Here is a 26,621-nt window from a genome sequence, read left to right as displayed (position 1 = left end):
CCGTCGAGCCCCCGCTTGCAGTCTCGTGCACGCGGAGCGCCGTGACCGTGGAACGTTACGACCTAAGCCAGGAGCTGGCGCAGGATATTCTCAGGCAGGCCGCGCGCAAAGGGGCGACGGCAGGCGACGTCGTCATGGTCGAGAACGACTCGTTCTTCGTTACCGTGCGGCTGCGCGAGCTCGAAAAGATCAGCCAGGCGCGGGAAAAACGGTTGGGACTGCGGCTGTTCTTCGGTTCCAGCTCGGCGTCGGCGGCGACCTCGGATATCTCGCGGGCGTCGATCGAACGTCTGGTGGAGGAGACGGCGCAGAGGGCGCGGGCGACGGCGCAGGATCCGTTCGCCGGGCTGCCGCCCGCGGAGCAGCTCGCGACAGCGGTTCCTGACCTGGACCTCCTCGACGAGGAGGCCCGCTCCTTGACGGTCGAGGACAGGATCGCTGTCGCCGCCCGGTGCGAGGAGAGCGCCCTGGCGGCCGACGCGCGCGTCACCAACAGCGAGGGCGCGGAATTTTCGAGCGAGTTCGCACGCGTCATCTACGCCAGCAGCGCCGGTTTTTCCGGGGAGTACCGGGGTTCGAGCTTCAGCCAGTCGGTTGCCCCGGTTGCATCGGAAGACGGCTCGATGCAGCGCGATTACTGGTACTCGGCGAGCCGCCGGTTCGCCAGGCTCGAGCCGCCCGAGGCGGTCGGCCGAAAAGCCGCCGAGAGGGCGGTACGCCGGCTCGGAGCCCGCAAGATCAAGACGTGCGAGGCACCGGTGGTGTTCGACCCTGAAACCGCGGCGTCGCTGATGCGCCTGCTGGCCTCGGCGCTCTCCGGGTATGCGCTGTACAAGGGGGCTTCTTTTCTCGTCGGCAAGCTGGGAGTGAGGATCGCCTCCGATCTCGTGACGGTCGTCGACGACGGGACGATCCCAGGAGCGCTGGGCTCGAGGCCGTTCGACGCGGAAGGGCTGCCGACACGCCGCACTCTCGTCGTTGAGAACGGGGCGCTCCGGAGCTATTTGCTGGACAGCTACAGCGGCAGGAAGCTCGGAATGACCTCGACCGGCAACGCCTCGCGCTCGGTGGGAGAGGCGCCCGGCGTAGCGCCGACCAATTTTTATCTCGCCCCGGGAAGCCATCTCCCGGAAGCGATCATCGCCTCTGTCCGGCAGGGGCTCTACGTCACGGAAACCATCGGCTTCGGCGTCAATCTCGTCACCGGGGACTATTCGCGCGGGGCGGCCGGGCTATGGATCGAGAACGGAGAGCTCGCGTATCCGGTCGAAGAGGTGACGATCGCCGGCAATCTCCTCGAGATGCTGCAAAGCATCGAGATGATCGGAAGCGATCTCGAGATGCGCGGTCGCATCAGTGCCCCGACTCTCAAGATCGGCCGGATGACGATCGCAGGGGACTGACCGCGCGCCGGCTCAGAGCACCTTGAAGCCGGCCTTCAGGATCGCCCGCAGGAAATCGTCCACGTGCGAGCGGGCGGGATCGAATTCGACGACCGCGACGCTTCGCTCCACGCTGAAGTCGACGCTGTCGACCCCCGCGACCGCCTGAAGCGCCGCCCGGAGGGCGGGCAGGGCGTCGGCGGTGAGGTTTTCGACCGAAATAATCGCGGTCTTCGTCCTCATCAGCCCTCCGAGTTCACTCTGGCAAACCGTCTCCGGCTTTGCAACCGAGCAGTCCGCGGTTGCCCTCCCGCGAAAAAGCCGATATAGCGGGGTGAAATTCGTCGCCTCCGTCGATGCCGCCCGAGCTGTTCGCCCTCGCCAACGCCTTTTTCTTCGCGCTGCACAACATGTTCACGAAGAAGGGGCTCCGTTATTCCAATCCGGCCACCGCCGTGATCGTCAGCCTCGTCATCAACATGATCTTTCTCTGGGGGACTTCCCTCGTCGCCGTTCCGCTCTCCTCGCTCACCGGCCCGGGGGTCCTGATCTTCGTGCTGGTCGGTTTGTTCCAGCCGGGGCTCACCCGGCTGTTGACCTACAAAGGCATCGAAACCCTGGGGGTCGCCATCACCGATCCGATCCGTGCGACGACGCCGCTCTTCAGCGCGCTGGTCGCGATCGCCTTTCTCGGGGAGCAACTGACCGTGCCGATCTTCGCGGCTACCCTGCTGATCATCGCCGGCGTCACGCTGCTTTCCCTGCGCGGCGGCCCGGCGCAGGAAATCCGCTGGCTCCATGTGCTCTATCCGCTTTCGGCCTCGGTGCTGGCCGGCTGCTCGCAGGTTCTCAGAAAGTTCGGCCTGGCATCGGTGCCGCACCCGTTTCTCGCCGCCGCGGTCACGGCGACCTCGTCCTTCGCGGTCTCGGTCGCAACGCTGTGGTTGGTGGAAAAGAAGACGCAGACGTGGAAGTTCAACCGCCGCTGCCTGCCCTACTATACGGCTGCTGGCGTCGCCGTGAGCATCGGGATGGTCTCTATCTACTACGCCCTCGATCTGGGGAAGGTCACCGTGGTGATTCCGATCAGCAGCACCGGGCCCTTCTTCTCGCTCCTCCTGAGCGCGCTGTTTCTCCGCGACGCCGAGCGCGTGACCTTCAGGATCGTCGCGGGCGCCGCGATGATCGTCGGCGGGGTGCTGCTGATCACCCTGTGGAAATAGCCCGGTTCAATTGGGGAGACGGTCCTCGACCTCGAAGCCGAGATCGGCGATCATCCGGTGCGCCTCGCTCGCTTCCTGGCCCGGGGTGGTGAGATAACCGTTGACGAAGAGCGAGTTCGCCGGATAAAGGCTCAGCGGCTGAAGCGAGCGGAGGTTGCGCTCTCGCCCGCCGCCTACCCGGATCTCCTTGTCGGGAATCACGAAACGAAAGAGGCAAAGGATCTTCAAGCAGCGCTGCGGCGTCAGGTTTTCCATCCCGGCAAAGGGGGTGCCGTCAATGGGATGGAGGAAATTCACCGGGATCGAGTCGACGCCGAGCTGCCGGAGCGCGAGCGCGAGATCGATGATGTCATCGTCGGTCTCGCCCATTCCCATGATTCCGCCGCAGCACGACGAAAGGCCCGCCGCCTTGACGTTGTGGACGGTCTCGACCCGATCCGCGTAGGCGTGCGTGGTGCAGATCCGGGGGTGGTGATTCTCGCTGGTGTTCAGGTTGTGGTTGATCCGCTCCACGCCGGCTTCCTTGAGGGCCGCGATCTTCGACTGGTCCATGAGGCCCAGGGAACAGCAGATGTTGATGTCGACCCGGCTCTTGATGTCGCGCACGGCCTCCGCCAGCTCGCGGACCTCTTTCTGCGTCGGTCCCCGCCCGCTGTTGACGATGCAGAACCGGACCGCTCCCGCAGCCTTGGCGCGAAGCGCGCCCTCCACGAGCTTCTCCTTGGAGACGAACGGGTATTTGTCGATCGGCGCGCGCGAGACGGAGGACTGCGAGCAATAGTGGCAGTCCTCGGGACAAAGCCCGCTCTTGGCGTTCATCAGCATGTGAATCTGGACGCGCTTGCCGAAATAGCGGCGGCGCACCTTGAAGGCCGCGCTCAGCAGCTCCGGCAGATCTTCGTCCGCGGCATTCAATACCGCTTTCATCTCTTCACGTTCGAGCAATTCTCCCTGGAGCGCCTTCTCGGCCAGCCTGTCGAAATCCATCCAGAACCTCCGTTGAACGGGAAGAACTTTTATCATGCGGAAAAGGGGGTTGCAACGACCGTTCGGCGATCAGGTTGCTGAGGGATCGCCGGCCGACGGATGTCAAGCGGAGCCGGCCGAGAGCCGGAGAGCACCAGCCGCCGTTCCCGTCTTTCCCGAGAGCGGCTTGTCCGGCCGCTGCAGCGCGCAGCGGGAGCTTCACGTTCCCGTGCCCGTGCTGCTCTCGGGACCTCGGTCCAGTTCCGATGGATGTTCACCCAGTCTCTCCTCACGACGCGCGGGCCTGTTCTCAGCGATAAGAAAAGCGGGTTTGTGCAATCCAAAAATTAGGAATGCCGGTGACCGAAGTTTCAAATTTCCGCGCACAAAAGGGTCGTTTTCGTGGCATTTCTCTTGCTTTCCCTCTGTGCCAACCAACGGTCGGCGCGTATCGTGCAACCGAAAATCCGAGGAGGGGGAAACATGTTCACCGACAAGATCGAGCTCAAAGACTTCGACAAGATGGATCCCGAATACAAGGATCTGCTCAGACGGGTCCTGACGATTCAAGCCGACTGCGAGATCGGCGGCCCTCACCTTTACGTGGAGAGAATGCTGCCGGCCGCTCCGACCAGGCTGGACCAGCTGATCGTGGCGCGGACCGCGGCCGAGGAGATCGACCATTACCGCAAGTTCGCGCGCCTCGCCGGCGATATCGGAACCGACGTGTCGTTCGTGCTGAGCCAGCCCAATGAGAAGCGTTTCGTCGATACCTTCCGCGGTTTGATCACGACGTGGGAGGACAACGCGGTTTTCGGCTTTCTCATCGACCGGGTCGGCCGCTACCAGCTCGAGGAGTTCTACGACTGCAGTTACCTGCCGCTGGCGCGGATTCTACCCGACATCGTGACCGAGGAGCTGGGCCACATCGAGTACGGCTACAACAAGACCCTCGAGCTGATGGCGAAGGGCGACGAAGCGAAAGAGCGCGTCCAGAAAGCAGTCGACTTCTGGTACGTCAGGGCGCTCGACATGTTCGGGCGCACCGGATCCAAACGCTGCGAGCGGTACCGCTACTGGGGCCTCAAGCGGCGCGCGAACGAGCAGGCTCGCCAGGATTACATGAACGAGGTCAATCCGATCCTGGAGAAGATGGGGCTCAAAGTTCCGGACCCCTTGAAGGGTCGGAAATACCTCTAATACCGGTCAAGTCGAGGGAGGTTCAAGCGGTATGCCCGAGCCGGCACCCAACACGGAAAAACTGGACCAGCATCTGCTGGAGATTGTCCAGGCGCTTCACGGCGCCGTAAAGAGAGGAATTCTCAACGTCAAGGACACCGAAGCCGCCGACCGGGCGGTCAGGGACTGCAAGGAGCTCCTGGACGAAATCATGAAGGGAAACGTGTCGGAGTGGTTGCACTGAAGAAGGACGGCCTTTTCCCGTGAGCCGTCCCATCGCTCCGGCCGCACGGGGTCAGCGCGGGGCGCTGAGCGCGAGCGACAGGATGCGCTGGATGAGCCTCGGATAGCTCAAGCCGCCTTTCATCGCCGACTGCGCGAACTCGTCGTCCCGGTCGAGATTGGGGTTCGGATTGGCCTCGAGGATCACGACCTCGCCTTCGGGCGTGACTCTCAGGTCGATCCGGCCGTAGCCGCGAATCCGCAGCGCGCGGTAAACGCCCCGGCAGATCTTCGCGATCTTCTGCTCCAGCCCGTTCGGCAGCGGGGCGGCGAAGATGTTTTGAATGCCCCAGCGCTTGCGGTAGGCGTCGTCCCATTTCGCCTTGAAGGTGGAAAACTTGGGCTGCCCGTCCGGAACCTGCGAGAAAATCACCTCGCGGAACGGAAAGACCCTCAGCCGGTCGTTCCCCAGCACGCTGACGTAGAGCTCGCGCCCGTCGATATATTCCTCCGCGAGCGCCTCCTGATTGAGCCGCTCGTGGATAAAGCGCACGCGCTCTTCCAGGGCCTCGTCGCTCTCGACGAAGGAGTCGAGCGCGATGCCAACCGAGCCCTCTTCCCGCAGAGGCTTCACGAACAGGGGAAACTTGAGGTGTTTCGGGCGGCGGACGGCGCATCCGGGGGAGTAGATGGCGAAGTTGGGCACGCGGATCCTGTGATACGCGAGCAGCTCCTTGGCCATTCCCTTGTTCTTGCAGAGCGTCAGGCCCGTCGGGCTTGACCCGGTGTAAGGGACCCCCATCATTTCCAGAAGACCCGCCACGTTGCGATCATAGGCGGAGACCTCGTTGAAGTGCTCCGTCAGGTTGAAGACGACGTCGGGCGGGTTGGCCTTGATCTCATCGATGATCATTCCCGGCTCGTCCCACACTCCGATGGTTCGCACCTCGTGACCGAGCCGGTTGAGCGCGTCGATCACGTGCGCCTCGGCGGCCCAGTCGTCGGTCTTCAGCTCCTTGCTGAAATCCTGGCTCTCCGGCGGGGTGCCCGCCGTGTCGAAGAGCACGAGAACCTTGTAGCGTTTGCGTGCGCGCACGGTCAGCGGTCCTTGAATTTTCCGGTGAGTCGGTAATGCGAGACGAGGCTCGTCAAATAGGCGGTCACCTCCACGCCGGTCAGCGGCGAGCGCAGGCGCAGGTCGAGCTGGGCGCAGCGGTCGGTGAGTGCCCGCAGCAGGCGATTGACGGTGAACTTCGGCTCGCCGGTCCAGCTGGAGACCGCGTTGAGGATCAGCTGGTTCGACCGCCGCAAGAAGACCGCGGCACGCTCGCCGTCGGGTGAAGCAGGCGCTTCCGCGAAGAGACGTTTCAGGTCGGCGTCGAAAAAGTCGGGAAAATCCTGGGCGTACGCGCGCCGCCGGCGCCGATAGTAGTTTTCCAGGCGCGATCGCAGGCGCGAGGCTTCGCTCATCTTGGTCTTGACGAAAGCCAGGGGTGGGGTGGCCGCCAGCTTGCGCATCAGACCGTCGACGTATTCGAGCTTCTCCAGCGCCTTCCAGCCGCGATACTGCGTTCGCCAATCCAGGTCCGGCGTCAGCCAGATCGCGACGGTTTCGGCGAAATCCTCCTCCGGGTGGCTCTGCGCGTACCAGCCTTCGAGGTGGCGGACGAAGCGCTTGCTGTACGGCCGTGCTCGAAAGCTCTCGGAGTATTCCAGCGAAGGCGGTCCGAAGACTTTTTGCCACCGCCGGTCACGGTCGAGCAGGTAGGCGTGGTTCAGCACGTGACCCATCTCGTGCCGGAGCAGCCGCATGCACCAGGTCTCGGTGCCTCCCTCGACTTCGAGCATCATCTTCTCTTCGAGCCGTTTGAGGCGCGGGTGCGCGAGATAGAAGGGGATGGCGATGGTCGCCGAGCCTTCGGGGCAGAACCACTCGTCGCCCAGGTAACAGATCGGCTTGCAGGCGATGTTCTTCGCCTCGAGCTCTCGATAAAACTTTTCGATGCGCGATTCGAGCTCCGTTCCCCGGATCTCCAACTTGAGATCGCAGATCCGGAGTTGCAGCAACTGCTCGTCGCTCAGGCTCGCGAAATCGGGCGCGGCGCGGCGTCGCGCGCCGCCGGACATCTCCCTGTTTTCGGATTCCTCCACCGGAAAATATTTTATCAGAGCGAAAAGAAAGCGGCCAGGGAGACCCGGCAGGGCGGCGGAGCTACGGGATCAGGATGATCTTGCCGAAATGGCTTCGGCCCTCGAGATAGCGCTGGGCGGCCCTGGCTTCGGCGAGCGGAAACGTTTTGTCGATGATCACCTTGAACTTGTTCTCCGCGATCAGGCGCAGGAACAGGTCGAGGTGGCGGAAGTCGCCGGGATTGGCTTTGAGATAGTTGGTGATCGAGAAACGCGTCGCCCGGCGTCCCTCCGCCAATGTCGGAGCGGGATCGGGAACGGCGCCGAACGCTCCGCCGATCGAAACAAGTCGTCCGCCGGGCGCCAGGACCTCCAGGCTTTTCTTGTAGACGTCGCCTCCGATCATCTCCAGCACCACATCGGCGCCCCTCCCCCCGGTGATCTTCATCGTCTCGGCGACGAAGTCCGCGACCGTGTAGTCGATGGCCGCATCGGCTCCCAGAGCGCGCAGCCGCCGGCATTTGTCCTCGCCGCTGGAGGTGGCGATCGCCTTCGCCCCGACGTGCTTGCCGACCTGGATCGCCGCCACTCCCACTCCGCTGCTCCCCGCCTGAACCAGCAACCAGTCGCCCTCCTTGAGCTTCCCATCGGACAGCAGCCCGAACCACGCCGTGAGAAAGACGGTCGGCACCGAAGCGGCGGTTGCGGCGTCGACTCCGGGCGGGATCGGGTGGACTTCCGACTCCCGGGCGACCGCATATTCCGCATAGCCGCCCTTGCCGGGGTAGGCGACCACTCGGTCCCCGATCTTGAATTCCTGCACTCCCGGGCCGAGCCTGGCAATCGTGCCGGCGAACTCCCGGCCCGGGACGATCGGCAGATCCTCGGGAGCCACCCGATAGGTGCCCTTGCGGAGACCGAGGTCGGCGCGGTTCAGTGCTGCGGCTTCGACCTTGATCAAGACCTCGCCCGCTCCCGGCTCGGGAACAGGGATTTCGTCGTACTGGAGCACATCCTCGGTTTCTCCAAAGCGGTGAATGCGAACAGCCTTCATAGAGCCTCCCGGATGCCCACGCTTCTGGGCCGCGTGCCACTCCCGCGCGGGAGCGTATCCCGCACCGGGCCGGACTGTCAACGAGGCCGGGGGCCGTGCCGGCGCTGCGCGAGAAGCGTGCGCTTGACAACGGTGACGTTCGCGCCGATGAATCCGGACCGACGCGGCCTGCCGGTGATCACGAGCAACCAGGCCGGCCTGTGGCAGGCGCTTCGCCTCGTCGGCATCGAGGATCGATTGCCGGGACCCGGACGGTTGTTGCGGGAATATTGAAGTGTCTCTGGCCTTGCGCCCCTTCTCGTGCCCCTCGCGTACTCGATTCGCGTCGCCGGCCTCGGCCAGCGCTACTTTTGACCTGCCCGGCAGGTGAGACTCGGCCCGATCTTCTAGCGGTCGCAACACGCCATGTAAGTTGTGGCGAATCCTGGATTACGTTAGACTCGGTTCTGAACGATATCGATCAGGAGGTTCAAATGCCACGCAAATTAGCAGCTTGCGCGATCGCGGCCTTTCTCCTGTGGATGGCCTGGCCGTCGACCCGAGGTTTTTCCCAGGAGGGCCAGATGCACAAGGAGCAAGCGCAGGGCAGCCACGGCATGATGGGCGGCGGGATGATGGGGATGGGCGCGATGTGTCCGATGATGGCGATGACGGGCATGGCGGGAAGCGATCCCGAGATGGCGGCAAGGATGATGGAAATGCGCGGCGAGATGATGATCAAGATGGGGGAAGTGATGGTGAAGCACGCGAAGGCGATGAAGCGAGAGGCCCAGCCTAAGGGAAAGTGACCAACGACCCCCCACAGTAAAGCTCATCGCTACGCTCGTCCTTAGCGCCCCAGCAGGCGTTTCACCTGCTCGATGACTTCAGGCGGCTGACTGGCCACTGTCTTGGCCAGCTCCTGGAGTTCATCTCCGCTTACCGGGTCAAAATCGTAGTTCTTTTTTCGAATTTCCGCGACCAATTCGGGATCCCTGAGCGCTTTCGCGTACGCGTCGCGGATGGTTTTCACGCGTTCGGGAGGGGTGCCGGGCGGCGCAATCATCGGATGACCGAAGATCTCACCGGCGGTAAGTATGCGGGCAATTCGGCGGCCGAGATCGTGGGTGTTGTAGCGGTCCATCAACTCATAGAGGGTGGGAACATCCGGCGCTCGCCTATCCCTTTGCATTCCGGTCTGAAGCAAGTGTCTGTCAAAGCCTTTGCGATGCCATTCGGTAAATGGCTCGCGGCTAAAGTGAGCGCCTAAACCCATGGACCGACAAACGATCTCACCCCTTTGGACGGCTAAGTCGGTTTGGCTTCCTCCCTGATATCCGAGGACAACTTCGAATTTCGCACCGATCAAAGTCCGTAGCGCAAAAATAATGCTCGAACTGTCCCTTCCGGATCCACCGCATTTCGGGGGAAGCTTCGCGTTGATCACGTCATCCATGGTCTTATACGGCGAATCGGCCCGGATGTAGAGGACGGTAGGATTGCGGTCAGGTGAACCGATCCAGTTGAACTTTTGGATGTCGAATTTAACTTCCCTGCTGCCGCCGATCTGACCCAGGTAGACGAGCTGGTTGGGCATTCCGACGGTGAGACCATCCGGCTTGGCGACCTCGTAGAGGTAATTTGCCGCAGCCACCGAGCCGCCGCCGGGCATATTTTGGACTACGACATCCGGGTTTCCGGGAAGATACTTCGGCAAGAAGCGAGCTAGAAGCCTTGCCCAGTAATCATAGCCGCCGCCCGGACTTGATCCGACGACGATGCGCACGACCTTATTGCGATAAAAATCGCCGTTCTCGGTGGCGGCCATGACACATTTACCCGCGGTACTCATCACTATAGCGAGCACAAACAATAGCCGGGGGATCATGGCGTGTCTTAGCGGATTCATCGCGTTACTTCGGCTTGTGCCGAGCCTCGGGGCCTTTGTAGATCATCCCGACTTCCATTACCTCGTAAGAGGCGACGAATTTATTATCGAAAGCCCGCCCACAATAGTGCGTCGGCCGGAGCTTTTCGAGAACAGCATACCCGTTGGCGTCGATGCAGTCCGAATTGACGGACGCGGCCACAACCTGTCCCATGACTGTGAGGCGGTGCAGCCATTCCTTGGTCCAGAGCACTTTACATTCATAGTGGGCCTTGCACTCCTCGATACGCGGGGGTTTCAGTACCCTGCTCGGGATCGGGGTTAGGCCGGCTTTCTCCAGCTCGTTGACCCCTCGGGCGAACGGCAGGCCGACCACCCTTACCTTTTCGAGAATTTCTCTGTCAAACGATGGAATGTTCACCACAAATTCCTGTGTTTCCAGAACATTATGGTAGGTGTCCTTACCTATCTCGACGGTAAACGAGATGCAGGTAGGCTCGTGATTCTGCCTTACGCATGTAGCGAATGACGCAGCATTAACGCGGCCCTCCTTGTCGACCGTTGTGATCATGACAGCGCAAGCGACCGGCGAAAACATCCGATCCCAGTGTTCGTAGGGCACGTCTACTTTCTGGACATTTCCCATGGCTTTCTCGCCTCGATGAACTTCCCGTGGGTGATCCGTGCAGATCTACGGTGCAGCTTTTCCCACGAGTCGTCAGGTTATGAAAGCCGCTCGGTTTGTGTCAAGATTTAATCTTTGATAATCCCCGATTAATTCCAGATTAACCGCCGAAGGGGCCATGGAGCTCAAACAACTCAAGGCTTTTCTTCACCTGTCCCGGAAGGGGAACCTAGGAGTGACCGCCAGTCTTCTGAGGCTTACGCCCGCCGGTGTGTCGCTCAGGCTGAAGCGGCTAGAGCGTGAGCTAGGTGTCAAGCTGTTTGAGCGAAAACCGAATCGGTTGTTGCTGACGGGCAGAGGCCGGGTATTCTCTGACCGGTTGTCGAGAATCATGGATGATCTCGACGCGGCTGTGGCAGCCGTGCGAGATGGTCGGGAGGATGTACCGACCGATATCGAGATCGCCGCGGGGAGCGACACGGCATTTTTTTTGGGTCCTCACTTGGCCCAGTTCGCGAAACGCAATCCTTGCGCGCGGGTGAGCCTGCTGACGCGCTCTTCCGCAGAAATCATTGAGTCGATCTTGGACGGCCGAATTCACCTCGGTGTCGGTTGGTTCCCGTCCATCCCCCGCGATTTGGCTTGCGTGCCGGTGTTGTCATCTAGCTTAGTTGCGATTTGCCCCAAGAGCACGTCGCGGTCGAGTTTTAAGCTCCACTCGATCCAGCAAATTGCGTCGTACCCCCTCGTGGTCCTGCCGCACCACTCGACGGCCCGACGTGTGGTGGAAGAAGTCCTCGCCCGGAAGGGTCTGGAGCTGAAAGTGTCACTGGAGGCGGGCGGCTGTTTAGCCATCAAGCAATTTGTCAGACTCGGACTTGGGATCGGTCTCGTGCATGACATCTGCGTATCGAAAGACGAGCTGTCTTATTTCGTGATGAAAGATCTCCGGGGCGTGTTCGGACAGTGGCAGGTATCTCTGGTTTTCAAGAAGAATCAACAGTTTTCGCCAGCGCACGAAAGTGTCGTCCGATCGTTTTTGCTGGCGGGTCGCATGTGGACAAAGAAACGGCGCGATCTCTTCCGCTCGGCGCGGTAAAGCGAGAGCCAACCCGTGCCGGGAGGCGGCCATCCCTGTGGCCTTTCCTGGGCTCCGCCCCTAGCACGGAAGCTTCGAGTGTCCCCCTAGCGGCGGAGATCGCGTGGCTCATGCAAGGGAGCATGCTCGGGTTAATCCGAAAGCGTATTCGGGAAGGCCCCGGTTCCGCAAGCAAACTGCGTTTTCTTGGGGAATACTTCCCGCGCTCATCCGGGTATATCGCCCGGCGCCTCTCTCGGGGGATTGACAAAGCTTTCCGCGGTTACGATAGAATCGGCCGGCATCGAATTTTGCGCTCGTGCGGCACTGCGAAAAACTGGGCAACTCCCTTGAGGGGAAAGGAGCGCTGGTATGAAATTGAAACGGACCACACGGTCGTTTCTCGTTTCGATCGTCGGCCTGTTGGTTTCGCCGGCGTGGGCGCAGTTTCCCTCCAATCCGACCTTCACGACCCGCGCCCTCACGCCGTTTGCGATCGAAGGCTTGACCGCCGACGCGACCGGTAACCTATACACCACCGGACGCCAGCCGGACACGAACAAGAAATGCCCGGTGTGGAGAATCGACTCCAGCGGAGCAAGGCGAACGGTTGCTTTCATTGCCAACAACCCCGCGTGCAATCCGTCGGGCATAGCGTTCGATGCGGTCGGCAACCTGTATATTGCCGATGCAGCCGGCGGCGGAAGAGTCTGGAGGGTCAAACCCCATCCTGTGGGCTGCGCGTCGGACGACTCGAGTACGCCGGCTTGCAACGCCGTTCCCGACGCGACGGCGTTTGCGGTCAACGCTCCCGGAACCAACGGGCTGGCGTTCGACAGATTCGGCAGCTTGTGGACGGGAGACGGCACGACCGGGCGCGGGCGAGTCTGGAGAATATCGGGACCGAACGCGGACTGCGCGACCAGCGTGAACTGCGAAGAAGTTTTTCGCATTCAGCCGATGCGCAATGGCACAGCGTTGGGGGGAGACATCAGCAGCGTGCAGTTGGCTGCCGAGCCCGCCCAGGGGGTAGGCCGGCAGGCAAGAACGTTTCCGCATACAGCCGCCAACGGGAATCCTCAAGACCTCGTCGCCAACGGTTTGGCGTTCAATCCGGACGGCGATCTGTTCATCGCGGATACCGCTCGAGGAGCGATCTGGAAGGTCGAGTTCAACAACGACGGAAGCGTGGCGGGCGGTCAGATCGGATGCGATACCACGTTCACCCCCAACACCGTCTGCCTCGACACGGTCTTCGTCGCCCATCCGCTCCTCGAGGGAACTGACGGAATCGCCCTCGACACGGCGGGAAACATCTGGAACTCGGCGAACGAGAGAAACGCCATTGTGGTAGTCACGCCGCAAAAGCAGGCCATAGAGATTTTCCGTAACGCTCCGGACGGGACAACCGGCCTTCGAAACCAGGGTCCTCTGGAATTCCCGACGAGCCCGTTTCTGATCGGCACCACCTTTTGCACCGCCAACTCCGACGGCAATCGGCGCGATAACTTCCCCAACTCCGGCGGCGAGGCGTCGCCGAGCGGCCCGAGTCGAGGAAAGATCTCCTGCATGGATCAGGCCTTGTCCAGCCCGGGATTGCCGTTGCCGGTCGAGTGAGTCGTGAGCGAGCCGGAGAAGTCCGAGGGCCGGCGAGCCTCTCCGGGCTCGCGCACCCGGCGCTTGTCCGGATCGACCGCGGCCTAGCCGCAGTCGGCCCGGCGGCCTCCGCTCCCGGCCGAACGGAAGAGCCCGGTCAAAACGCATCCCGGAGCGCCTGGAGGGCGGCGAAGTGGCCGCACATTCCATGCACGCCGCCGCCCGGGGGCGTCGCCGCGGAGCAAATATAGAGACCTTTCACGGGGGTCCGGTAGATCCTTCTCGTCGGCCGCAGAAAAAGCTGACCGAGCAGGGGCGCGCCGCCGTTGATGTCGCCCCCGATGAGGTTGCCGTTGTGCTTCTCGAGCGCAGCCGGAGACATCGTATGGCGCGCGATCACCAGGTCCCGGAAGCCGGGCGCGAAGCGCTCGATCTGCCGTTCGATGCTTTCGGTCATGTCGACCGTCGAGCCGTTTGGCACGTGGCAGTAGCCCCAGAGCGTGTGTGTGCCCGGCGGCGCGCGCAAAGGATCGAAAAGGGAAGGCTGCGCGAGGAGCACGTAAGGCCGCTCGGCGTGCTGTCCGTTCCAGGCCGCGCGCTCTGAAAGCGCGATCTCTTCGAGGCTGCCGCCGAGGTGGACGGTCGCGGCGCGCGTGCACTCGGGCGCTCTCCACGGCACGGGGCCGCCGAGCGCCCAGTCGACTTTGAACGCACCCATGCCGTACCGGTAGCGCCGCAGGCTTTTGCGGTAACCCTCCGGAAGTCGCTCCCCGGCCAGGTCGAGCAACTGTCGCGGCGTCACGTCGCACAGGACGACTCGGGAGGAAGGAAGCTCGTTCAGATTGCGCACCCTCCGGCTCACGACGATTTCGCCGCCGAGACTCCTGAGATACGAAGCCAGGGCGGCGCTGAGCCTTCGGGCGCCGCCGCGTGCGATCGGCCAGCCGACGCCGTGTGCGGTGATTCCCAACACCAGGCCGAAGGCCGCAGAGGGCCTCAGCTCGAGCGGCAACATCGCGTGCGCGCCGAGCCCGGCGAACAACGCGCGTGCCCGGGTCCCGCTGAACCAGCGCCGGGCAAGGCGGCTCGCAGGCTGTAGAGCCAGCATGCCAAAACGCGCCATGCTCCACGGCTGCGAGGGGAATCGAAGCGGGCCGAGCAGATCGACGTCGAGGCCCCGCCACGCGCGAACCAGCGGCGTCATCAAACGGGAATAGGCGTCGCGGTCTTCTCCCAACTGCTCCGCCGTCCGCGCGACGGAGCGTTCGACGGTGACTGCGGTTCCGTCATCGAACGGGTGCGCGAGAGCCGCCTCCGGCTCGATCCACTCGAGCCCGTAGCGCGCGAGCGGGAGCGAGCGAAAAAAGGGTGAGCCGGCGGCGAGCGGATAGACCGCGGAACAGACGTCGTGGACGAAGCCGGGAAGGGTGAGCTCCGCCGATCGAACGCCGCCGCCGATCTCGTCTTCCGCCTCGTACACGATCACGGACTTCCCGCGCTGGGCGAGCGTAATCGCGGCGGCCAGACCGTTCGGTCCGGACCCGATCACGATGGCGTCGTAACGGTCGACCATAGGCGCGGAATGTCGAGTGCGTTCCTTGCGCGGCAGTTTGCGCAGCTCGCTTCAAGGGCTCATCGCGCTCGCCGATGCCGATCCTAGCAGAAAGAGACACATGCCGACGAGCCCGAAAGCCGCTCCATCCCGGCGCAAGAGGTCTCAGGGCGCGCCCCGGCGAGGGTTCCGTTGACACCGGGGGTGACGGGAGATAAAAGCTCCGGCTATGAAAGAAGCGGTACGGAAGCTCGACCGGGAGTACGGGCTGAATCTTTCCGAGGAAGAAATCGATCAAATCGCAAGCCAGGCCGAGGCGGCCGAAAGACTTTTCAAGAAACTGTTCGAGGTCGAAGTCGAAGGCGTGGTTCCGGCGCTCAAGATGGATCTGGGGAAGCCGTCGTGAAAGCCCGGGAAATCGAGAACTGCGACATCGCCGCGGTTGCGCCGCTCGTACGAGATCGCGAGCTGTCCCCGCTGGAGCTGACACGGCTTTTCCTCGAGCGCATCGAGCGGCTTAACCCGGAGATCAACGCCTACGTCACCGTGACCGCGGAGGCCGCGCTGGCCGATGCGCAGAAAGCCGAGGCGGAGATCGCTTCAGGCCGCTACCGCGGGCCGCTGCACGGTATCCCGTTTTCGATCAAGGACAATCTCGCGACCAGGGGGGTCCGGACGACGGCGGGTTCCAGGATTCTGAGCGACTGGGTGCCGGATTCGGACGCAACCGTGGTCCAAAAGCTCAAAGAGGCCGGCGCGGTCGTTCTCGGCAAGACCAATTTGCACGAGTGGGCGCTCGGCGGCACGACCATCAACCCGTTCTACGGGACCACGCGCAACCCGTGGAGCCTCGACCGCATCGCCGGCGGCTCGAGCGGCGGCTCGGCGGCGGCGGTGGCCGCCGGTCTCTGCCTGGCTTCGGTCGGCACCGACAGCGCTCAGTCCGTGCGCAATCCGGCGGCGATGTGCGGCATCGTCGGCCTGAAACCGACGTACGGAAGAATCAGCCAGTACGGCACGGTTCCCGGAACCGGCGCCTATTCCTGCAATCACACCGGCATCCTGACACGAACCGTCGAAGATGCGGCGATCGTGCTCGAAGCGGTTGCAGGGCACGATCCGTGGGACCCGCTGAGCGCGGATCGCCCGGTCGGCCGCTATCGGGACAGCGTCGGCGAGGATGTAAAGGGCTTGCGGATCGGCGTCCTCCGGGGATACTTCGAAGAAGTCGTCACGACGGAAGTGCGCGAGGCTTTTGGCGCAGCTCTCGGCGTCTTGAAGGATCTGGGCGCGCAAAGCGAGGAGGTCACGACGCCGCACATGGATCTGATTCCGGCGGTCAAGGTTTGCACGAGCCGCGTCGAGAACGCGTCGGCGCACGATCGCAACCTGCGCGAGCGCCCGCGCGACTACAGCCCGCAGACGCGCAACGCCTACCTCGCGGCCCTGCTGATCCCCGCGTCCGCCTATCTCATGGCGCAGCGGGTCAGAAGGATCATTTGCGATGAATTTCGCGCCCTGATGAAGCGCGTCGACCTTCTGGCGCTTCCGACCGTCGGCTTCGCGGCCCCGACAATCGCGGAGTGCGCGGAAGGCTGGATCGATATCGATGGGAGAAAGGTCCGGCGGCAGGACGAGCGCGGCGGGGCGGACAGCCTGACGGCGATCCCTTTCAACGTGACCGGGTTCCCGGCGATCAGCGTTCCGTGCGGCTTCTCCAGGGCGGGGACGCCCATCGGCCTGCAGATCGCGGCGGCCCCTTTCCAGGAAGAGCTTATTTTCAGGGCGGCTCACGCCTACGAGCGAGCTGCGGGCTGGTTTCGGCACCGGCCGGCGGTCGCATTCTGACTTTCGGCAGACACGACGGACCGCGCGGAAGAGCGCGGAGTATTCGGAGGAAGCATGACAAGCGACAAAGTCAAAGAGGCGATCCTCGAGAGGATCACGCGCGAGGAGTGCGCGGAGCTGACGAAACAGCTCTGCGACATTCCCAGCCCCACCGGCTCGGAGCGAGAGATCGGGGAGTTCATCCTGGGCTGGTACTCGCGCCACGGCATCAAACCGATCCGCCAGGAGATCGACCCCAACCGGGTCAATGCGGTCGGCGTCGTGGAGGGTCGAGGCGGCGGAACGGTGCTCCAGATCAACGGCCACATGGACACCAGCTACACGGGCACGGAAGAGGACCGCATGTTCTGCAGGGAGCTCGAACCCGAGAGCGAGCTCCGCGGGGCGATACGCGACGGCAAGGTGTTCGGCCTCGGCGCGTCGAACATGAAGTCGGGCCTCGCGGCGTTCATGGTAGCGGGCAAGGCGCTCAAGCAAAGCGGCGTCGAGCTGAAGGGCGACCTGATTCTCGCCGCCGTCGCGGGGGAGATCTCGCGGACGCCGATCGGTCCCTATCAGTCCGGGGCGTATCGCGGCGAGGGAACCGGCACCCGCCACCTGCTCACTCACGGCATCCAGTCCGATTACGCGATCTGCGCGGACCGGTCGGGTCACTCGATCGTCTGGGCGCAAAACGGGGTGGCCCAGTTCCGCATCAGCACTTTCGGCAACCCGCATGCGGCGTGGGGCATGACGCGGGAACAGGAGCCGCCGGAAGAACACAACGCCGTGCTCAAGATGATGAAGGTCGTCGAGGCCGTGGATCGCTGGGCCGCCGATTTCGAGAAGCGGCGGGTCTACCAGTCGGCGGTGGGCCCGTTGCTTCCGAAAGTGAACATCGGCGCCATCCAGGGCGGCGCGCCTTTCAGGCCGAACTATTTTCCCGGCGTCTGCTCGCTTTACGTGGACGTGCGCACGCCTCCGGAGCTGCGGCCGCTGGAAGTTCAGCGGGAGCTGAAGAAAGCGCTTGCCGGCGCCGCGGTCGACTGGGAGCTCGAGATGTACGCTTCCCTCATGGGTTACGAGGCGAAAGGGGTCGAGCCGATCATCGAGGCCGTCAGGCGGGCGTTCGTCACGGCCTGCGGCAAGGAACCGCCCAGGCCCAACCCGTTTCGCGCCAGCATCTGGACCGACACCAACGTCTACAATGAAATGGGGATCCCGGCGATCAAGTTCGGCCTGGGCGGAAAAAAATACGCCATTCGCTCGGAGCAAATCGACATCGAGGAGATCTACGTCGGCGCGCAGGTTTACGCGCTTGCGGCCGCGGAAATCTGCAATTGGGAGAAATAGCGGTCGAATCGTGCGGGGCTCGCGACCGCGATCAATGCGGCCGTGCGTCGTGGCCCAACCCGCTTGGCGCTCGGGTGCGAGCCGGAATTGCCCTCCGTCGGGTTTCAGCCCGCGAAGCAGTCGAAGCCCGGGGCGGCGGAACTCGTCGTCGGCGAATCGCCCGACCTTAAGCGCCCTTCGAGCGTATCCCCGGCGGGAGAATCCTGTAAACGCCCTCGAAGGTCTCTTCACTGAGGTTGGGGGAGATGAGTCCGATCAGCTTCATGGTATGATCCTGGTTCAGTTCAAGACTTCCTTCAGCTTTGCCAGCATCACGGAAGAAGTCTTGTACAGCGCGGAAACGATTTTCTCGAGCGTCTCGCCCGGGACCGGGTCGACGTCGAGCTTCGATTTCTCAGCTTCCGCGAGAAACCCGGGGTCTCTAAGCGTCGCCATGAAAGCGGCGCGCATCGTTTGGACCCGGTCTTTTGGGGTCCCCGGCGGCATCACGAAAGGTCTGGCGACATCGGCGGCGTCGTGAATGCCTACCTCAATGAGCCTGCGCGCCTCGTCGTTCCGGGCGTGGTCGATCGCCAGCGGTACTTTCGGCAGATCACGGTGTGGTTTCGGCAAAGCCTGCAAGACGATATTCACATCGCCCGATTCGAGTCCTTTGGCCCATGTGGACTTGATCGCGTCCCAGCTCCAGCAGGCGCCGGCGAGCTCACCGCTCTCCGCCGCGAGGCGAATGTCGGATGTGCCTTTGAAGCCGAGGACGAGTTGCACCGCGAGGCCGAGCGCCACTTTCAGTATTTTGGGGACGTCGACGATCGGTCCGGAACCGGTCGCACCAAGTTTAACCGGGGCTTTCGCCGCCAGCCACTGTTCCAGGTTGCCGATTCCGCTGGCCCTGGTCAGCGCGCAAGCTGTCCTTTCGGGAATCGGAGCGCCGATGAACTGGTATTTGGTGGCTTCGAACTCGGCGCCGGGCCGGCCGAGCAGTTGCTGCATGAACAGACTGCCGACGAAATGCCCGAGGGTCAACCCGTCCGGCTTGGCTGCCTTGTAGACGTGATTGGCGGCGATCATGCTCCCCGCGCCGGGCATGTTGTCGACGATGAAAGAGGGGTTTCCCGGAATATATCTGCCCATGTGGCGAGCGACGGCGCGGGCGTAGACGTCGAAGCCACCCCCGGCGGAAAGGCCGACGATGACGCGCACGGTTTTACCCCGGTAATACTCATGATTGCTCGCGACGGCGCGGGAGACGTACAGAGAGGCAAGGAAAACGACGACGACAGAGCACAACGAATCAACTTTCATGTTCCCTCCACCATTTCGGCGTTGAGCAGGACACCGCAAGACGGACAGTACAGCCTTTCAAAGACATAGCGCCCTTCCAGGACTTTCATCAGCGGCCCGGCTCGGGTCGGGGACGAGACGTTTCTCTTGCACGCGGCCCGCCAGTCCTCCGCCTCCCGGCAAAGCGCTTGCTGGCAACGGGTGCAGCGAATCCAGCGGCCGTTTGCGCCTTCGGCGATTTCCAGATTTTCTCGTAACGGACGGCTCGCGACGCCTCGTCCAGCTTCCGGCCTTCTCGGCCGGGATCGTAGCTCTCGGGTGGCTTCCGAATCGACGTCGAAGTCTTTCCCGAACAGAGCCACCCCATAGATCTCCCGCGCCGCCGCGGGAGAAACGATGGAGTTCAAGACATCGTGGCGTACGCGCTGCGGGGCCCGCTCCAGGGGATCTCCGTAACCGCCACCGGCGGCCACCCGCATGTACAACACGTCGCCGTCGCGAAGCTCGAAATTGCAGTAGGAAAGCATCGTTTCTTTACCCCCGAGCTCGCGGAGATCGATGGGCGGCCGGTTCGCGGCCAGCAACTCTTTGATCCTGGTCTTTTCCATCAGAACCATGACACTCGGCGCTCCGGGATAGCCGCCGAACATGCCATGCCCGGAGTTTTCCAGGCCCGCCACCCTGTACGCGACTCCCCGGATCTTCGCCTCCGGCGCGTCGTGCAGAGTATGCGCTGATTCGACGGCGACGCCACCCCGGAACCGCCCGGCTCCCGCGCTGTCCACCGCGTGCCGGCGAAACAGGTAAAGCAGGGGGTACTGAAGCTCCATCCATTCAACGTTGGGACAGCTCATATAACTGCCGCCCGAGTCGACGCCGTCACGGTCTATGCGTGCGCCGTTGCCGTCCATGGCGCCGTGCGCCATGTTGATGAACGCCATGTAGCGGCCGTACTGGTTCACCCCGGAGTGGCGGCAGTTGCGGTGGCTGGCACTGGGCGCCACGATTTCGCGACACCAGCGATCGCTCGTTGCGAGCATTTGCATGAGCACGGAGCTTGCGAGAAAGCCCACACCGAAGCCGGAGGAGGTCGTGCTCATGGATATCGGGCCGGGGTAGGCGACGTTCACCAGCGTCCCCTCAGGAGCGACGATGTCGAGCGGCGCCAGGATTCCCTGATTCTTTGGGAGATCGTAGGCGATCGAATAGAGCACGGCGCCGAAACAAAAGCCGAAGGTACCGTGGAAGGGCAGATTTACGCCCTTTCTTGCCTGCGGGTCCGTGCCGGTGAAATCGAAGGTGAGGCGGTCTCCCTGCTTGCGCAGGACCAGCCGAAGTCGACAAGGACCGTCCGCCTCGATGGTCAGCTTCTCGCGCCATTCGCCGTCGGGGACCTCGCTGAGTCGCCTGCGCAACACCCGCTCGGTGTGGTTGATCAGTTCGGCCGAGACGCGCTGCATCAGCTGCGGCCCGTACTGGCGGCACATCGCCAGAATCCGGGCCTTCGCGACGTTGTTCGCCGCGATCTCGCACTTGAGGTCGAGGGCCACCGCATCGGGCTGCCGCGTCATGCGCGTGATCATCTCGAAGACGTCGCGGCGAAGTTTGCCTCGTTCCACGAGCTTGATGCCAGGTATGCGGAATCCTTCCTGAAAGATCTCCGTTGCGTCGGGCGAGTCCCCGCCGGGCGTCATTGCACCCACGTCGCTCACGTGCACAAAGGTGGCGCTCCAACCCACGAGTGCATCCTCGTAGTGGATCGGCGCGATGACGTAGACATCGGGGTTGTGGATGGCGGCAAGATACGGGTCGTTCAGCAAAAAAACGTCGTCGGGAAAGATTTCGTCTGCTCCGAAACGCTCGATGATCCGCCGCACAGCGAACCCGGCGCAGACAACATGGTGCCCATAGGTCTCGCCGGCGGCGAGAATAGCGCCGTCCGGCCGGGTAAAGAGAGGCGTTGTAGTCATGCTGCTGCGTGGTCGTAACGGTTCCCCCGGTGCGCTCGAGCGCGATGCCCATCTCGCGCGTGATGTGGTGCAGCCGGTGCGACAACACCTCGAAGGTGACGGGATCAATATCACCGGGCGGCATGACTCAGGCTCCCAGGAACAACCTCACGTTACGATACTCGTCGACCATCGCGCGATCGCGTGGGTTGACCACGATGGTGGTGAGCGGCGTTTCGACGACCGCCGGCCCCTCGATTTCGTCTCCCGGGGAAAGCCGGTCGTAGTCGTAAATTTTCGTCGAGACGAAATCGCCCGCTTCCTCGAAATAGGCCTGTCGCTGCCCTTTCAACGCGGCACCCGCCCGACTCGCTCGAAGAGGATATTTCCGCAGGCGTGGCCTGGGAAGCCTGCCCGTGGCAACCACGCGAAAGGCCATGATCTCCTTGCCCGCTTCCCGATAGCCCGAGCCGGGACCGTAGGTCCGCTCGTAAACCCGGTCGAAGCGTTCGTAAACCTCCTCGAGCTCGGCCTCGGAGATCTCCGCGGTTCCGGGCGCCAGAGGAATCGTGAGTTCGTGAACCTGCTGGCGATAACGCATATCGAGGCTGCGGGCGACGGCGATATCGGAGCCCTCGAAGCCCGCGCCTTTCAGGCTCTCCGAGGCTTTGCGGGTCAAGAGCGCAAACTGCTCGCGCACCCGAGAGAGCGCTGCGGGCACCGCCAGGCGCTCGGACCGGCCGAATTCGTAAACCACGTCCGAGCTCACCAGCCCCGCTGCGCTGTGCACCGAGGCGGTCAGCGGGATCACGACTTCGGGGATGCCGAGTTCGGCGGCGTAACGCCCTGCGTGCACAGGAGCGGCACCGCCGAAAGCGAACAGCGTAAATTCGCGGGGATCATAGCCGCGCTCGACGGTCGCCCGCCGAATAGAATCGCTCATGTGGGCGTTAGTGATGCGGAAAATCCCGCTCGCAGCCTCGGGGACCGTCATCTTCATCGGGGCGGCGATCTTCGCCTCAAACGCCGCTAATGTTCTTTGTCGATCGAGCCTCATTCGACCGCCGAGAAAGCACTCCTCGTTCAGATAACCCAGAATCAGATCGGCGTCGGAAACCGTTACCTCGGTGCCGCCGAGACCGTAACAGATCGGCCCGGGACGCGATCCCGCACCGTGGGGGCCGACTTTCAGGAGACCGGTTTCCGAGTCGATCCACACGATGCTGCCGCCCCCCGCGCCGATGGATTCGACCCAGATCTTGGGGAGACAGAGCTGATAACGCATCAAAACCGGCTTGTTTTCCTTCTCCACCCGGCCCCCGCGAACGACGCCGACCTTGAAGGTCGTGCCGCCCATGTCGGTGGTCAGGATGTTCTCGATCCCCATGGTCTCGCCGAGGAACCTGCTGGCGATAATCCCGGCGGCGGGACCCGACTCGATGGTTCCCGCGGCACTTCTGCAAGTATCGTCGATATCGAGAGCTCCGCCGTAGGCCTGCATAACCAGCGGATCCCGGCGGAGGCCTTTCGATCGGAGAAGTTCAGTCAGCCGTCGCAAGTAAGCCGCGATCCTCGGGCCGACGTAGGCGTTGAAGGCGGTGGTTGCGGTACGTTCGTATTCTCCCAGATAAGGCGCGACCTCGCTGGAAAGGCTGAGGTAAATCGACGGACAGCGGGTTTTCAGGTAGTCCGCCAAAGCGCGTTCGTGCGCGTCGTTGGCGAGAGACCAGAGCAAGGCGATCGCCACGGACTCCACACCCTTCCCGAGGAGCGCATCGACCGCCCGGACGATCTCCTCCTTTTCCAGCCGGACGAGAACCGATCCCTTGTAGTCGACGCGCTCGGCTACTTCCTCGATCAGCGAGCGTGGGATGATCGGCTCCGGCTTGCTCTGTCCGGATGCGCGAAAGGCCTCACTCTCCGTGAGCCCCTCGGTCGTGCGGCCGCGCATGATCAGCAGGGTGTCTCCGAAACCGAGGGTGGTCAGCAGGCCTGTCTTAGGGCCGCTTCGAGTGATCAGCGAGTTGTCGGCGACCGTGCACGCGTGAAAAAACAGCCGGGTATCGTTCAGCAGATCCGCCTCGCCGGACAGTCCGATGTTGCGCGCCGCGTCGGCGAGGGCGTGCAGAGCTCCGGCAGCAAAATCCTCCGGTGTCGAGAGAGCCTTGCCGAGCGTGACGTTACCCTTCTTGTCCAGGACCACGCAATCGGTAAAGGTGCCGCCGATGTCGACGCCGACAATATAGCTCATCGCGCACGCTCGCCCGCGACCCGTGCAACCGATCCCGCCGAGCTGACTCAGTTCCGGCCCGGTAACATAGATCGACGATCAGGCAGCGAAAATATGCGACTCCCGGGGGCGTGTCAACGCGGGCGCGAGGTGGTGCGTGCGGGATTGCTTGCCGCGCTGGTCTGCGGCAGAGCGGGGTCGAGCACGGATTCAAGAACGACTGCTCTCGGGGCTGAGGTGACGGAGGGGGAGAGGAGACACGGCTCGGAGAGGAAGGAGGGGCGGACCGAAGGGCCGCCCCTCAGTACGCGCTCGGCGGGATCTCTAGCGGTCGTGAAGGTGGCGGCGATGTCCGACGCGGTCTAGGCGGCGATCGATCCGGTCGCCGCGCCGGTCGAGGCGCGCTTCGATCCGGTCCCCCTTCCTGTCCAGGCGGCTTTCGATCCGGTCGCCTTTGCGGTCCAGACGATCGGCAAGCTTGGTTCTGCCTTCTTCCCGGGCTTTTTCGGCCAGGTCATCGAGCCGGTCGTTGATCCGATCTCCCCGGGCATCGAGCCGGTCGTTGATCCGGTCGCCCCGTGCGTCCAGACGCTCGTCGATCCTTTCGCCTTTCGCGTCGAGTCGGTCGTTGATCCGATCTCCTCGGGCATCGAGCCGGTCGTTGATCCGATCTCCCAGTTTGTCCAGGTACTCGTGGTGATCGGCCATCGCCGGTGCCGCTCCGAGGGCCAACAGGCCAAGTCCAACAACTATCGCTCTTTTCATGCTCGTCGGTCTCCTTTTGCTTTTTTCAGGCGCCTCGTCGCAATTGGACGGCATGGGGCCCGAAAGGTTTACGTGGAGCGTCGAGCGAGAACTCGGGGGGCCGAAGTTCGCTCCTTTGACGCCGCGCCAAGGCAATCGAGAGAGCGATCCGGACACTGCCTGGATGGGCGGCGAGGCGGTGCTAGAGTGGTTTGGTGCTCGCGTTGCCGATCATGGGGATCCCGATACCGGGGATCGCTCTCTTCAAGTCGCAGCGCAACCGGGGAAGGGCCGACCTGCAGATTTATGCCTTCGACGCGCGCACGGGAGAGTTCCTGGAGAAAAGCGATGTCTTCGTCGGTACGGCGAAGTACGACGACTACCGCCTCTGATCGTCGTCAACTTCAACCTGACCGACGTCGACGAACCGCCGAGCGAGCCGGGTCCCTGAGCGCCGCCACCGCCGGAACCTCTCAGCGTGCCAGCTCCCGCGCAGCGGCGACCACCGCTTCGAGCGAAGGGAGAAAGGGCCGCTCGTCCCAGAACGGCAGGAACTGGTCGGCGCCACAAATCAAACGTGGCGGCGCAGCCAGAGCCCCCGCCGGCAACCGGTCGAGCAGACAGCGTACGAAGGGCGCGTACCCGGACCACGGCGGCTCGTCCTGAACGATCAACACCCTGCCGGTCTTGCGTGCCGACTCGAGAACTGCTTCGCGATCGATCGGTTTGACGAAGCCCAGGCTGACCACCTCCACACGGTCACGCCAGCCGTCCTTCGCCAGCTCGTTCGCGGCGTCTTCGGCGAGCGCTGCGGCACGCCCGGCGGCGACGATCGTCAGCCGTTCGCCTGCGCGCGCGATCCGCGCCCGCAGACCCGGGCTGTGCTCCTGTACTTCGTCGGCCCGCGAGTGCAGTGAGCGGTCTTCGAAAAACAGCGTGGGCGTCGGCCGAGACAGGGCCTCGCGAAAAGCCCAGTAAGCCTCGCCGGCCGAAGCGGGCATGGCGATATGATTGTACGCGCCGACGAAGCGCTGGTTCGCGTAAACCGCGTCCAGCCCGAAGCTTCTTTCCCATCCCGGGTAGGCCACCAGCATATCGCGGTCGATCAACGGGCGCAGCGCGCGTAACGAGCCGGACTGGATGACGTCCACCGCGGGGGGCTTGCCGGCTTGAGTTTCCGCGATGACACGCTGCACCAGCGGCTCGGGGATGCTTTCGAAGTGCTCGATCCTGATCCCCGGGTATTGCTTGTTCAGCCGCTCCTGGGCGCGCTGGTAAATGATCGCGTCCGTGGGTCCCCAGATAATCACCGTCCCTTCTTTCCTGGCGTCCGCGTAGAGCTGGGCGAGGAGATCCGCTCCGCCTTTGCTTTTCTCCTGCGCGTAAACCGCTGCGCACTGCCAGACCGCCAGAAGAGCCAGGAGCCATCGCGTGCGTTTTGCCTTGCGAGCTGTCATGGGCCGATCTCCCCGCCAGTGAATTGCGTCCGCCGGGCCGCAGCCGGCGCCCGCAATATTAGGAGGCATCGAGGAAGGCTGTCAATGGAAACGTCGAGAAAAAACGGGGACCGCCGTCCCCGCCCGCCGAGGATCGGGCACGACACCGTTCAGGGGCGTGAAGGCGCCGTCCGGCGGAGCAGGCGGAGAAAAGCACGGGCGTCCTCGAACATGTAGCGGTTGTTGAAAAAGACGTAGGTTTTCCGCGCGCACATTCCGAGCAGCCGCTGCAGCTGCGGCGGCTCGTAGCGACTGTTGTAGCCTGCGGGGCCGTGGAGCCGGTAGTAGCGCAGGCGGCCCCACACGGCCGGTCGTTGCAGAGGGTCGACGCAGTGGACGAGGTCGAGCTCCTCGCACAGGCCGCGGATCTCGTCGGCGCTCCACTCGCCGCGAGGCTCCCAGACCAAGGTGAGATTCCCGCGTTCCACCGCGGCGAAGAATCTTCGCATGTTTTTCTTGTTCCCCGCGCTCGGCGTGAAGCTCGCCGGGCACTGAAACAGGACGAGGAGGGCCCCCAGCTCGCGCGCGAACCGGCGGGTGACCTCCCATGCCTCCCTGACCTCGTCGGTGGGCTTGAACGACCCGTACCGGGACGCTCTGGTCACGGGGATCTCGATCTTGAGCCTGCGGTATGTCGGACTGGTCGGCTCGTGCGTGATCAGCTGCCACGCCTTGATCGCGAACTCGAATCCCGCCGGCGCCTCGGCACGCCATTTCGCCGCGGTCTCGGGTCGCGGCGGCTGATAGAAGGTCTGCTGGATCTCGACAGCCGCAAAGGTGGCGTAGTACTTGCGGCGTGCGACCGGAAAGCCGCAACACCCCACGCGCATCGCATCGGCGGTTCTCATCACGCCTCGATTCTGCTAG

26 protein-coding genes are annotated in these 26,621 nt (G+C 63.4%); 12 read left to right on the top strand and 14 right to left on the bottom strand.

Annotation, left to right across the window (positions count from 1 at the left end; translation table 11 throughout):
• Window positions 1-47: 47 nt before the first annotated feature.
• A complete protein-coding gene (locus VNN77_17395; protein HXG53175.1) occupies window positions 48-1,403 on the top strand; it encodes a TldD/PmbA family protein in 1,356 nt (451 codons plus the stop codon).
• Between the two features lie 12 nt (window positions 1,404-1,415).
• On the opposite strand, the gene VNN77_17390 is transcribed toward VNN77_17395, so the two are convergent.
• Window positions 1,416-1,625 carry a heavy-metal-associated domain-containing protein gene (locus VNN77_17390; GenBank protein ID HXG53174.1) on the bottom strand — a complete coding sequence of 70 codons (210 nt, stop codon included), beginning with the start codon at window positions 1,623-1,625 and terminating at the stop codon, window positions 1,416-1,418.
• A 113-nt stretch (window positions 1,626-1,738) separates the two neighbouring features.
• Between VNN77_17390 and VNN77_17385 the strand changes: the two genes are divergently transcribed.
• On the top strand, window positions 1,739-2,605 hold the full coding sequence (locus VNN77_17385) for a DMT family transporter (protein HXG53173.1): 867 nt from the start codon (window positions 1,739-1,741) through the stop codon (window positions 2,603-2,605).
• Between the two features lie 6 nt (window positions 2,606-2,611).
• Here VNN77_17385 and bioB read toward each other — a convergent pair whose 3' ends face one another.
• Window positions 2,612-3,592, bottom strand: coding sequence for a biotin synthase BioB (gene bioB, locus VNN77_17380; protein ID HXG53172.1), 981 nt, complete (start codon window positions 3,590-3,592; stop codon window positions 2,612-2,614).
• Window positions 3,593-4,054: 462 nt separating this feature from the next.
• On the opposite strand from bioB, the gene VNN77_17375 reads away from it, so the two are divergent.
• Entirely contained in the window at window positions 4,055-4,771 is a 717-nt protein-coding gene (locus VNN77_17375; protein ID HXG53171.1) for a Phenylacetic acid catabolic protein, read from the top strand.
• 31 nt (window positions 4,772-4,802) lie between these two features.
• The gene (locus VNN77_17370; GenBank protein HXG53170.1) at window positions 4,803-4,994 is read left to right on the top strand and encodes a hypothetical protein; all 192 of its coding nucleotides are present in this window, start codon (window positions 4,803-4,805) and stop codon (window positions 4,992-4,994) included.
• 51 nt (window positions 4,995-5,045) lie between these two features.
• Here VNN77_17370 and VNN77_17365 read toward each other — a convergent pair whose 3' ends face one another.
• From VNN77_17365 to VNN77_17355, 3 genes are all read right to left on the bottom strand, one after another.
• A complete protein-coding gene (locus tag VNN77_17365) occupies window positions 5,046-6,068 on the bottom strand; it encodes a hypothetical protein (GenBank protein ID HXG53169.1) in 1,023 nt (340 codons plus the stop codon).
• A gap of 2 nt (window positions 6,069-6,070) precedes the next feature.
• Window positions 6,071-7,099 (bottom strand): putative zinc-binding metallopeptidase, encoded by a 1,029-nt coding sequence (locus VNN77_17360; protein ID HXG53168.1) that lies wholly within the window; start codon window positions 7,097-7,099, stop codon window positions 6,071-6,073.
• 85 nt (window positions 7,100-7,184) lie between these two features.
• Window positions 7,185-8,156 (bottom strand): zinc-binding dehydrogenase, encoded by a 972-nt coding sequence (locus tag VNN77_17355; protein ID HXG53167.1) that lies wholly within the window; start codon window positions 8,154-8,156, stop codon window positions 7,185-7,187.
• Window positions 8,157-8,303: 147 nt separating this feature from the next.
• On the opposite strand from VNN77_17355, the gene VNN77_17350 reads away from it, so the two are divergent.
• Both VNN77_17350 and VNN77_17345 read left to right on the top strand, forming a co-directional pair.
• The gene (locus VNN77_17350) at window positions 8,304-8,429 is read left to right on the top strand and encodes a hypothetical protein (GenBank protein ID HXG53166.1); all 126 of its coding nucleotides are present in this window, start codon (window positions 8,304-8,306) and stop codon (window positions 8,427-8,429) included.
• A gap of 200 nt (window positions 8,430-8,629) precedes the next feature.
• The gene (locus VNN77_17345; GenBank protein ID HXG53165.1) at window positions 8,630-8,944 is read left to right on the top strand and encodes a hypothetical protein; all 315 of its coding nucleotides are present in this window, start codon (window positions 8,630-8,632) and stop codon (window positions 8,942-8,944) included.
• 41 nt (window positions 8,945-8,985) lie between these two features.
• Here the strand turns inward: VNN77_17345 and VNN77_17340 are convergent, their stop codons facing one another.
• Together VNN77_17340 and VNN77_17335 are read right to left on the bottom strand one after the other, a co-directional pair.
• Window positions 8,986-9,963 carry a tripartite tricarboxylate transporter substrate-binding protein gene (locus tag VNN77_17340; protein ID HXG53164.1) on the bottom strand — a complete coding sequence of 326 codons (978 nt, stop codon included), beginning with the start codon at window positions 9,961-9,963 and terminating at the stop codon, window positions 8,986-8,988.
• 85 nt (window positions 9,964-10,048) lie between these two features.
• A complete protein-coding gene (locus VNN77_17335; GenBank protein HXG53163.1) occupies window positions 10,049-10,669 on the bottom strand; it encodes a flavin reductase family protein in 621 nt (206 codons plus the stop codon).
• Between the two features lie 157 nt (window positions 10,670-10,826).
• Between VNN77_17335 and VNN77_17330 the strand changes: the two genes are divergently transcribed.
• Window positions 10,827-11,747 carry a LysR family transcriptional regulator gene (locus VNN77_17330; GenBank protein ID HXG53162.1) on the top strand — a complete coding sequence of 307 codons (921 nt, stop codon included), beginning with the start codon at window positions 10,827-10,829 and terminating at the stop codon, window positions 11,745-11,747.
• Between the two features lie 351 nt (window positions 11,748-12,098).
• The gene (locus tag VNN77_17325) at window positions 12,099-13,343 is read left to right on the top strand and encodes an SMP-30/gluconolactonase/LRE family protein (protein ID HXG53161.1); all 1,245 of its coding nucleotides are present in this window, start codon (window positions 12,099-12,101) and stop codon (window positions 13,341-13,343) included.
• 136 nt (window positions 13,344-13,479) lie between these two features.
• Here the strand turns inward: VNN77_17325 and VNN77_17320 are convergent, their stop codons facing one another.
• Window positions 13,480-14,895: an NAD(P)/FAD-dependent oxidoreductase gene (locus VNN77_17320; protein ID HXG53160.1), complete on the bottom strand. Its 1,416-nt coding sequence runs from the start codon at window positions 14,893-14,895 to the stop codon at window positions 13,480-13,482.
• A 208-nt stretch (window positions 14,896-15,103) separates the two neighbouring features.
• Here VNN77_17320 and VNN77_17315 point away from each other — a divergent pair, with 208 nt between their 5' ends.
• The 3 genes from VNN77_17315 to VNN77_17305 are packed head-to-tail and all read left to right on the top strand — an operon-like array spanning window position 15,104 to window position 18,054.
• Complete coding sequence (locus tag VNN77_17315) at window positions 15,104-15,280, top strand: hypothetical protein (protein ID HXG53159.1); 177 nt, start codon at window positions 15,104-15,106, stop codon at window positions 15,278-15,280.
• A complete protein-coding gene (locus VNN77_17310; GenBank protein HXG53158.1) occupies window positions 15,277-16,722 on the top strand; it encodes an amidase in 1,446 nt (481 codons plus the stop codon). Before VNN77_17315 ends, VNN77_17310 begins: the two co-directional genes overlap by 4 nt.
• Before the next feature lie 54 nt (window positions 16,723-16,776).
• Window positions 16,777-18,054 carry a M20/M25/M40 family metallo-hydrolase gene (locus VNN77_17305; GenBank protein HXG53157.1) on the top strand — a complete coding sequence of 426 codons (1,278 nt, stop codon included), beginning with the start codon at window positions 16,777-16,779 and terminating at the stop codon, window positions 18,052-18,054.
• 279 nt (window positions 18,055-18,333) lie between these two features.
• Here VNN77_17305 and VNN77_17300 read toward each other — a convergent pair whose 3' ends face one another.
• The 4 genes from VNN77_17300 to VNN77_17285 all read right to left on the bottom strand — a co-directional run bounded on the left by VNN77_17300 (window position 18,334) and on the right by VNN77_17285 (window position 24,279).
• Window positions 18,334-19,356, bottom strand: coding sequence for a tripartite tricarboxylate transporter substrate-binding protein (locus tag VNN77_17300; GenBank protein HXG53156.1), 1,023 nt, complete (start codon window positions 19,354-19,356; stop codon window positions 18,334-18,336).
• A complete protein-coding gene (locus VNN77_17295; protein ID HXG53155.1) occupies window positions 19,353-21,305 on the bottom strand; it encodes a hydantoinase B/oxoprolinase family protein in 1,953 nt (650 codons plus the stop codon). The genes VNN77_17300 and VNN77_17295 overlap by 4 nt, the downstream gene beginning before the upstream one ends.
• 127 nt (window positions 21,306-21,432) lie before the next feature.
• Window positions 21,433-23,535, bottom strand: a complete 2,103-nt coding sequence (locus tag VNN77_17290; GenBank protein ID HXG53154.1) for a hydantoinase/oxoprolinase family protein — start codon at window positions 23,533-23,535, stop codon at window positions 21,433-21,435.
• 303 nt (window positions 23,536-23,838) lie between these two features.
• Window positions 23,839-24,279: a hypothetical protein gene (locus VNN77_17285; GenBank protein ID HXG53153.1), complete on the bottom strand. Its 441-nt coding sequence runs from the start codon at window positions 24,277-24,279 to the stop codon at window positions 23,839-23,841.
• A 191-nt stretch (window positions 24,280-24,470) separates the two neighbouring features.
• Here VNN77_17285 and VNN77_17280 point away from each other — a divergent pair, with 191 nt between their 5' ends.
• Window positions 24,471-24,650, top strand: coding sequence for a hypothetical protein (locus VNN77_17280; protein ID HXG53152.1), 180 nt, complete (start codon window positions 24,471-24,473; stop codon window positions 24,648-24,650).
• Window positions 24,651-24,731: 81 nt separating this feature from the next.
• On the opposite strand, the gene VNN77_17275 is transcribed toward VNN77_17280, so the two are convergent.
• Both VNN77_17275 and VNN77_17270 read right to left on the bottom strand, forming a co-directional pair.
• Window positions 24,732-25,715 carry a transketolase C-terminal domain-containing protein gene (locus VNN77_17275; protein HXG53151.1) on the bottom strand — a complete coding sequence of 328 codons (984 nt, stop codon included), beginning with the start codon at window positions 25,713-25,715 and terminating at the stop codon, window positions 24,732-24,734.
• A gap of 149 nt (window positions 25,716-25,864) precedes the next feature.
• A complete protein-coding gene (locus VNN77_17270) occupies window positions 25,865-26,602 on the bottom strand; it encodes a DUF72 domain-containing protein (GenBank protein ID HXG53150.1) in 738 nt (245 codons plus the stop codon).
• Window positions 26,603-26,621: the final 19 nt, after the last annotated feature.

The sequence above is a fragment of the Candidatus Zixiibacteriota bacterium genome (assembly GCA_035574315.1).
Taxonomy (GTDB): Bacteria; Desulfobacterota; Binatia; order UBA9968; family UBA9968; genus DATLYW01.
The sequence above is the reverse complement of the archived record's forward strand: the minus strand, read 5'-3'. Positions and strand labels throughout refer to the sequence as shown.

Coding starts and splice junctions, on each gene's coding strand:
- VNN77_17290 (HXG53154.1), bottom strand. CDS start 23,535: ATGAGCTATATTGTCGGCGTCGACATCGGCGGCACCTTTACCGATTGC.
- VNN77_17345 (HXG53165.1), top strand. CDS start 8,630: ATGCCACGCAAATTAGCAGCTTGCGCGATCGCGGCCTTTCTCCTGTGG.
- VNN77_17285 (HXG53153.1), bottom strand. CDS start 24,279: ATGAAAAGAGCGATAGTTGTTGGACTTGGCCTGTTGGCCCTCGGAGCG.
- VNN77_17330 (HXG53162.1), top strand. CDS start 10,827: ATGGAGCTCAAACAACTCAAGGCTTTTCTTCACCTGTCCCGGAAGGGG.
- VNN77_17390 (HXG53174.1), bottom strand. CDS start 1,625: ATGAGGACGAAGACCGCGATTATTTCGGTCGAAAACCTCACCGCCGAC.
- VNN77_17320 (HXG53160.1), bottom strand. CDS start 14,895: ATGGTCGACCGTTACGACGCCATCGTGATCGGGTCCGGACCGAACGGT.
- VNN77_17295 (HXG53155.1), bottom strand. CDS start 21,305: ATGACTACAACGCCTCTCTTTACCCGGCCGGACGGCGCTATTCTCGCC.
- VNN77_17275 (HXG53151.1), bottom strand. CDS start 25,715: ATGACAGCTCGCAAGGCAAAACGCACGCGATGGCTCCTGGCTCTTCTG.
- VNN77_17360 (HXG53168.1), bottom strand. CDS start 7,099: ATGTCCGGCGGCGCGCGACGCCGCGCCGCGCCCGATTTCGCGAGCCTG.
- VNN77_17385 (HXG53173.1), top strand. CDS start 1,739: ATGCCGCCCGAGCTGTTCGCCCTCGCCAACGCCTTTTTCTTCGCGCTG.
- VNN77_17355 (HXG53167.1), bottom strand. CDS start 8,156: ATGAAGGCTGTTCGCATTCACCGCTTTGGAGAAACCGAGGATGTGCTC.
- VNN77_17370 (HXG53170.1), top strand. CDS start 4,803: ATGCCCGAGCCGGCACCCAACACGGAAAAACTGGACCAGCATCTGCTG.
- VNN77_17375 (HXG53171.1), top strand. CDS start 4,055: ATGTTCACCGACAAGATCGAGCTCAAAGACTTCGACAAGATGGATCCC.
- VNN77_17340 (HXG53164.1), bottom strand. CDS start 9,963: ATGGCCGCCACCGAGAACGGCGATTTTTATCGCAATAAGGTCGTGCGC.
- VNN77_17305 (HXG53157.1), top strand. CDS start 16,777: ATGACAAGCGACAAAGTCAAAGAGGCGATCCTCGAGAGGATCACGCGC.
- VNN77_17335 (HXG53163.1), bottom strand. CDS start 10,669: ATGGGAAATGTCCAGAAAGTAGACGTGCCCTACGAACACTGGGATCGG.
- VNN77_17350 (HXG53166.1), top strand. CDS start 8,304: ATGAATCCGGACCGACGCGGCCTGCCGGTGATCACGAGCAACCAGGCC.
- VNN77_17300 (HXG53156.1), bottom strand. CDS start 19,356: ATGAAAGTTGATTCGTTGTGCTCTGTCGTCGTCGTTTTCCTTGCCTCT.
- VNN77_17315 (HXG53159.1), top strand. CDS start 15,104: ATGAAAGAAGCGGTACGGAAGCTCGACCGGGAGTACGGGCTGAATCTT.
- VNN77_17325 (HXG53161.1), top strand. CDS start 12,099: ATGAAATTGAAACGGACCACACGGTCGTTTCTCGTTTCGATCGTCGGC.
- bioB (HXG53172.1), bottom strand. CDS start 3,592: ATGGATTTCGACAGGCTGGCCGAGAAGGCGCTCCAGGGAGAATTGCTC.
- VNN77_17270 (HXG53150.1), bottom strand. CDS start 26,602: ATGAGAACCGCCGATGCGATGCGCGTGGGGTGTTGCGGCTTTCCGGTC.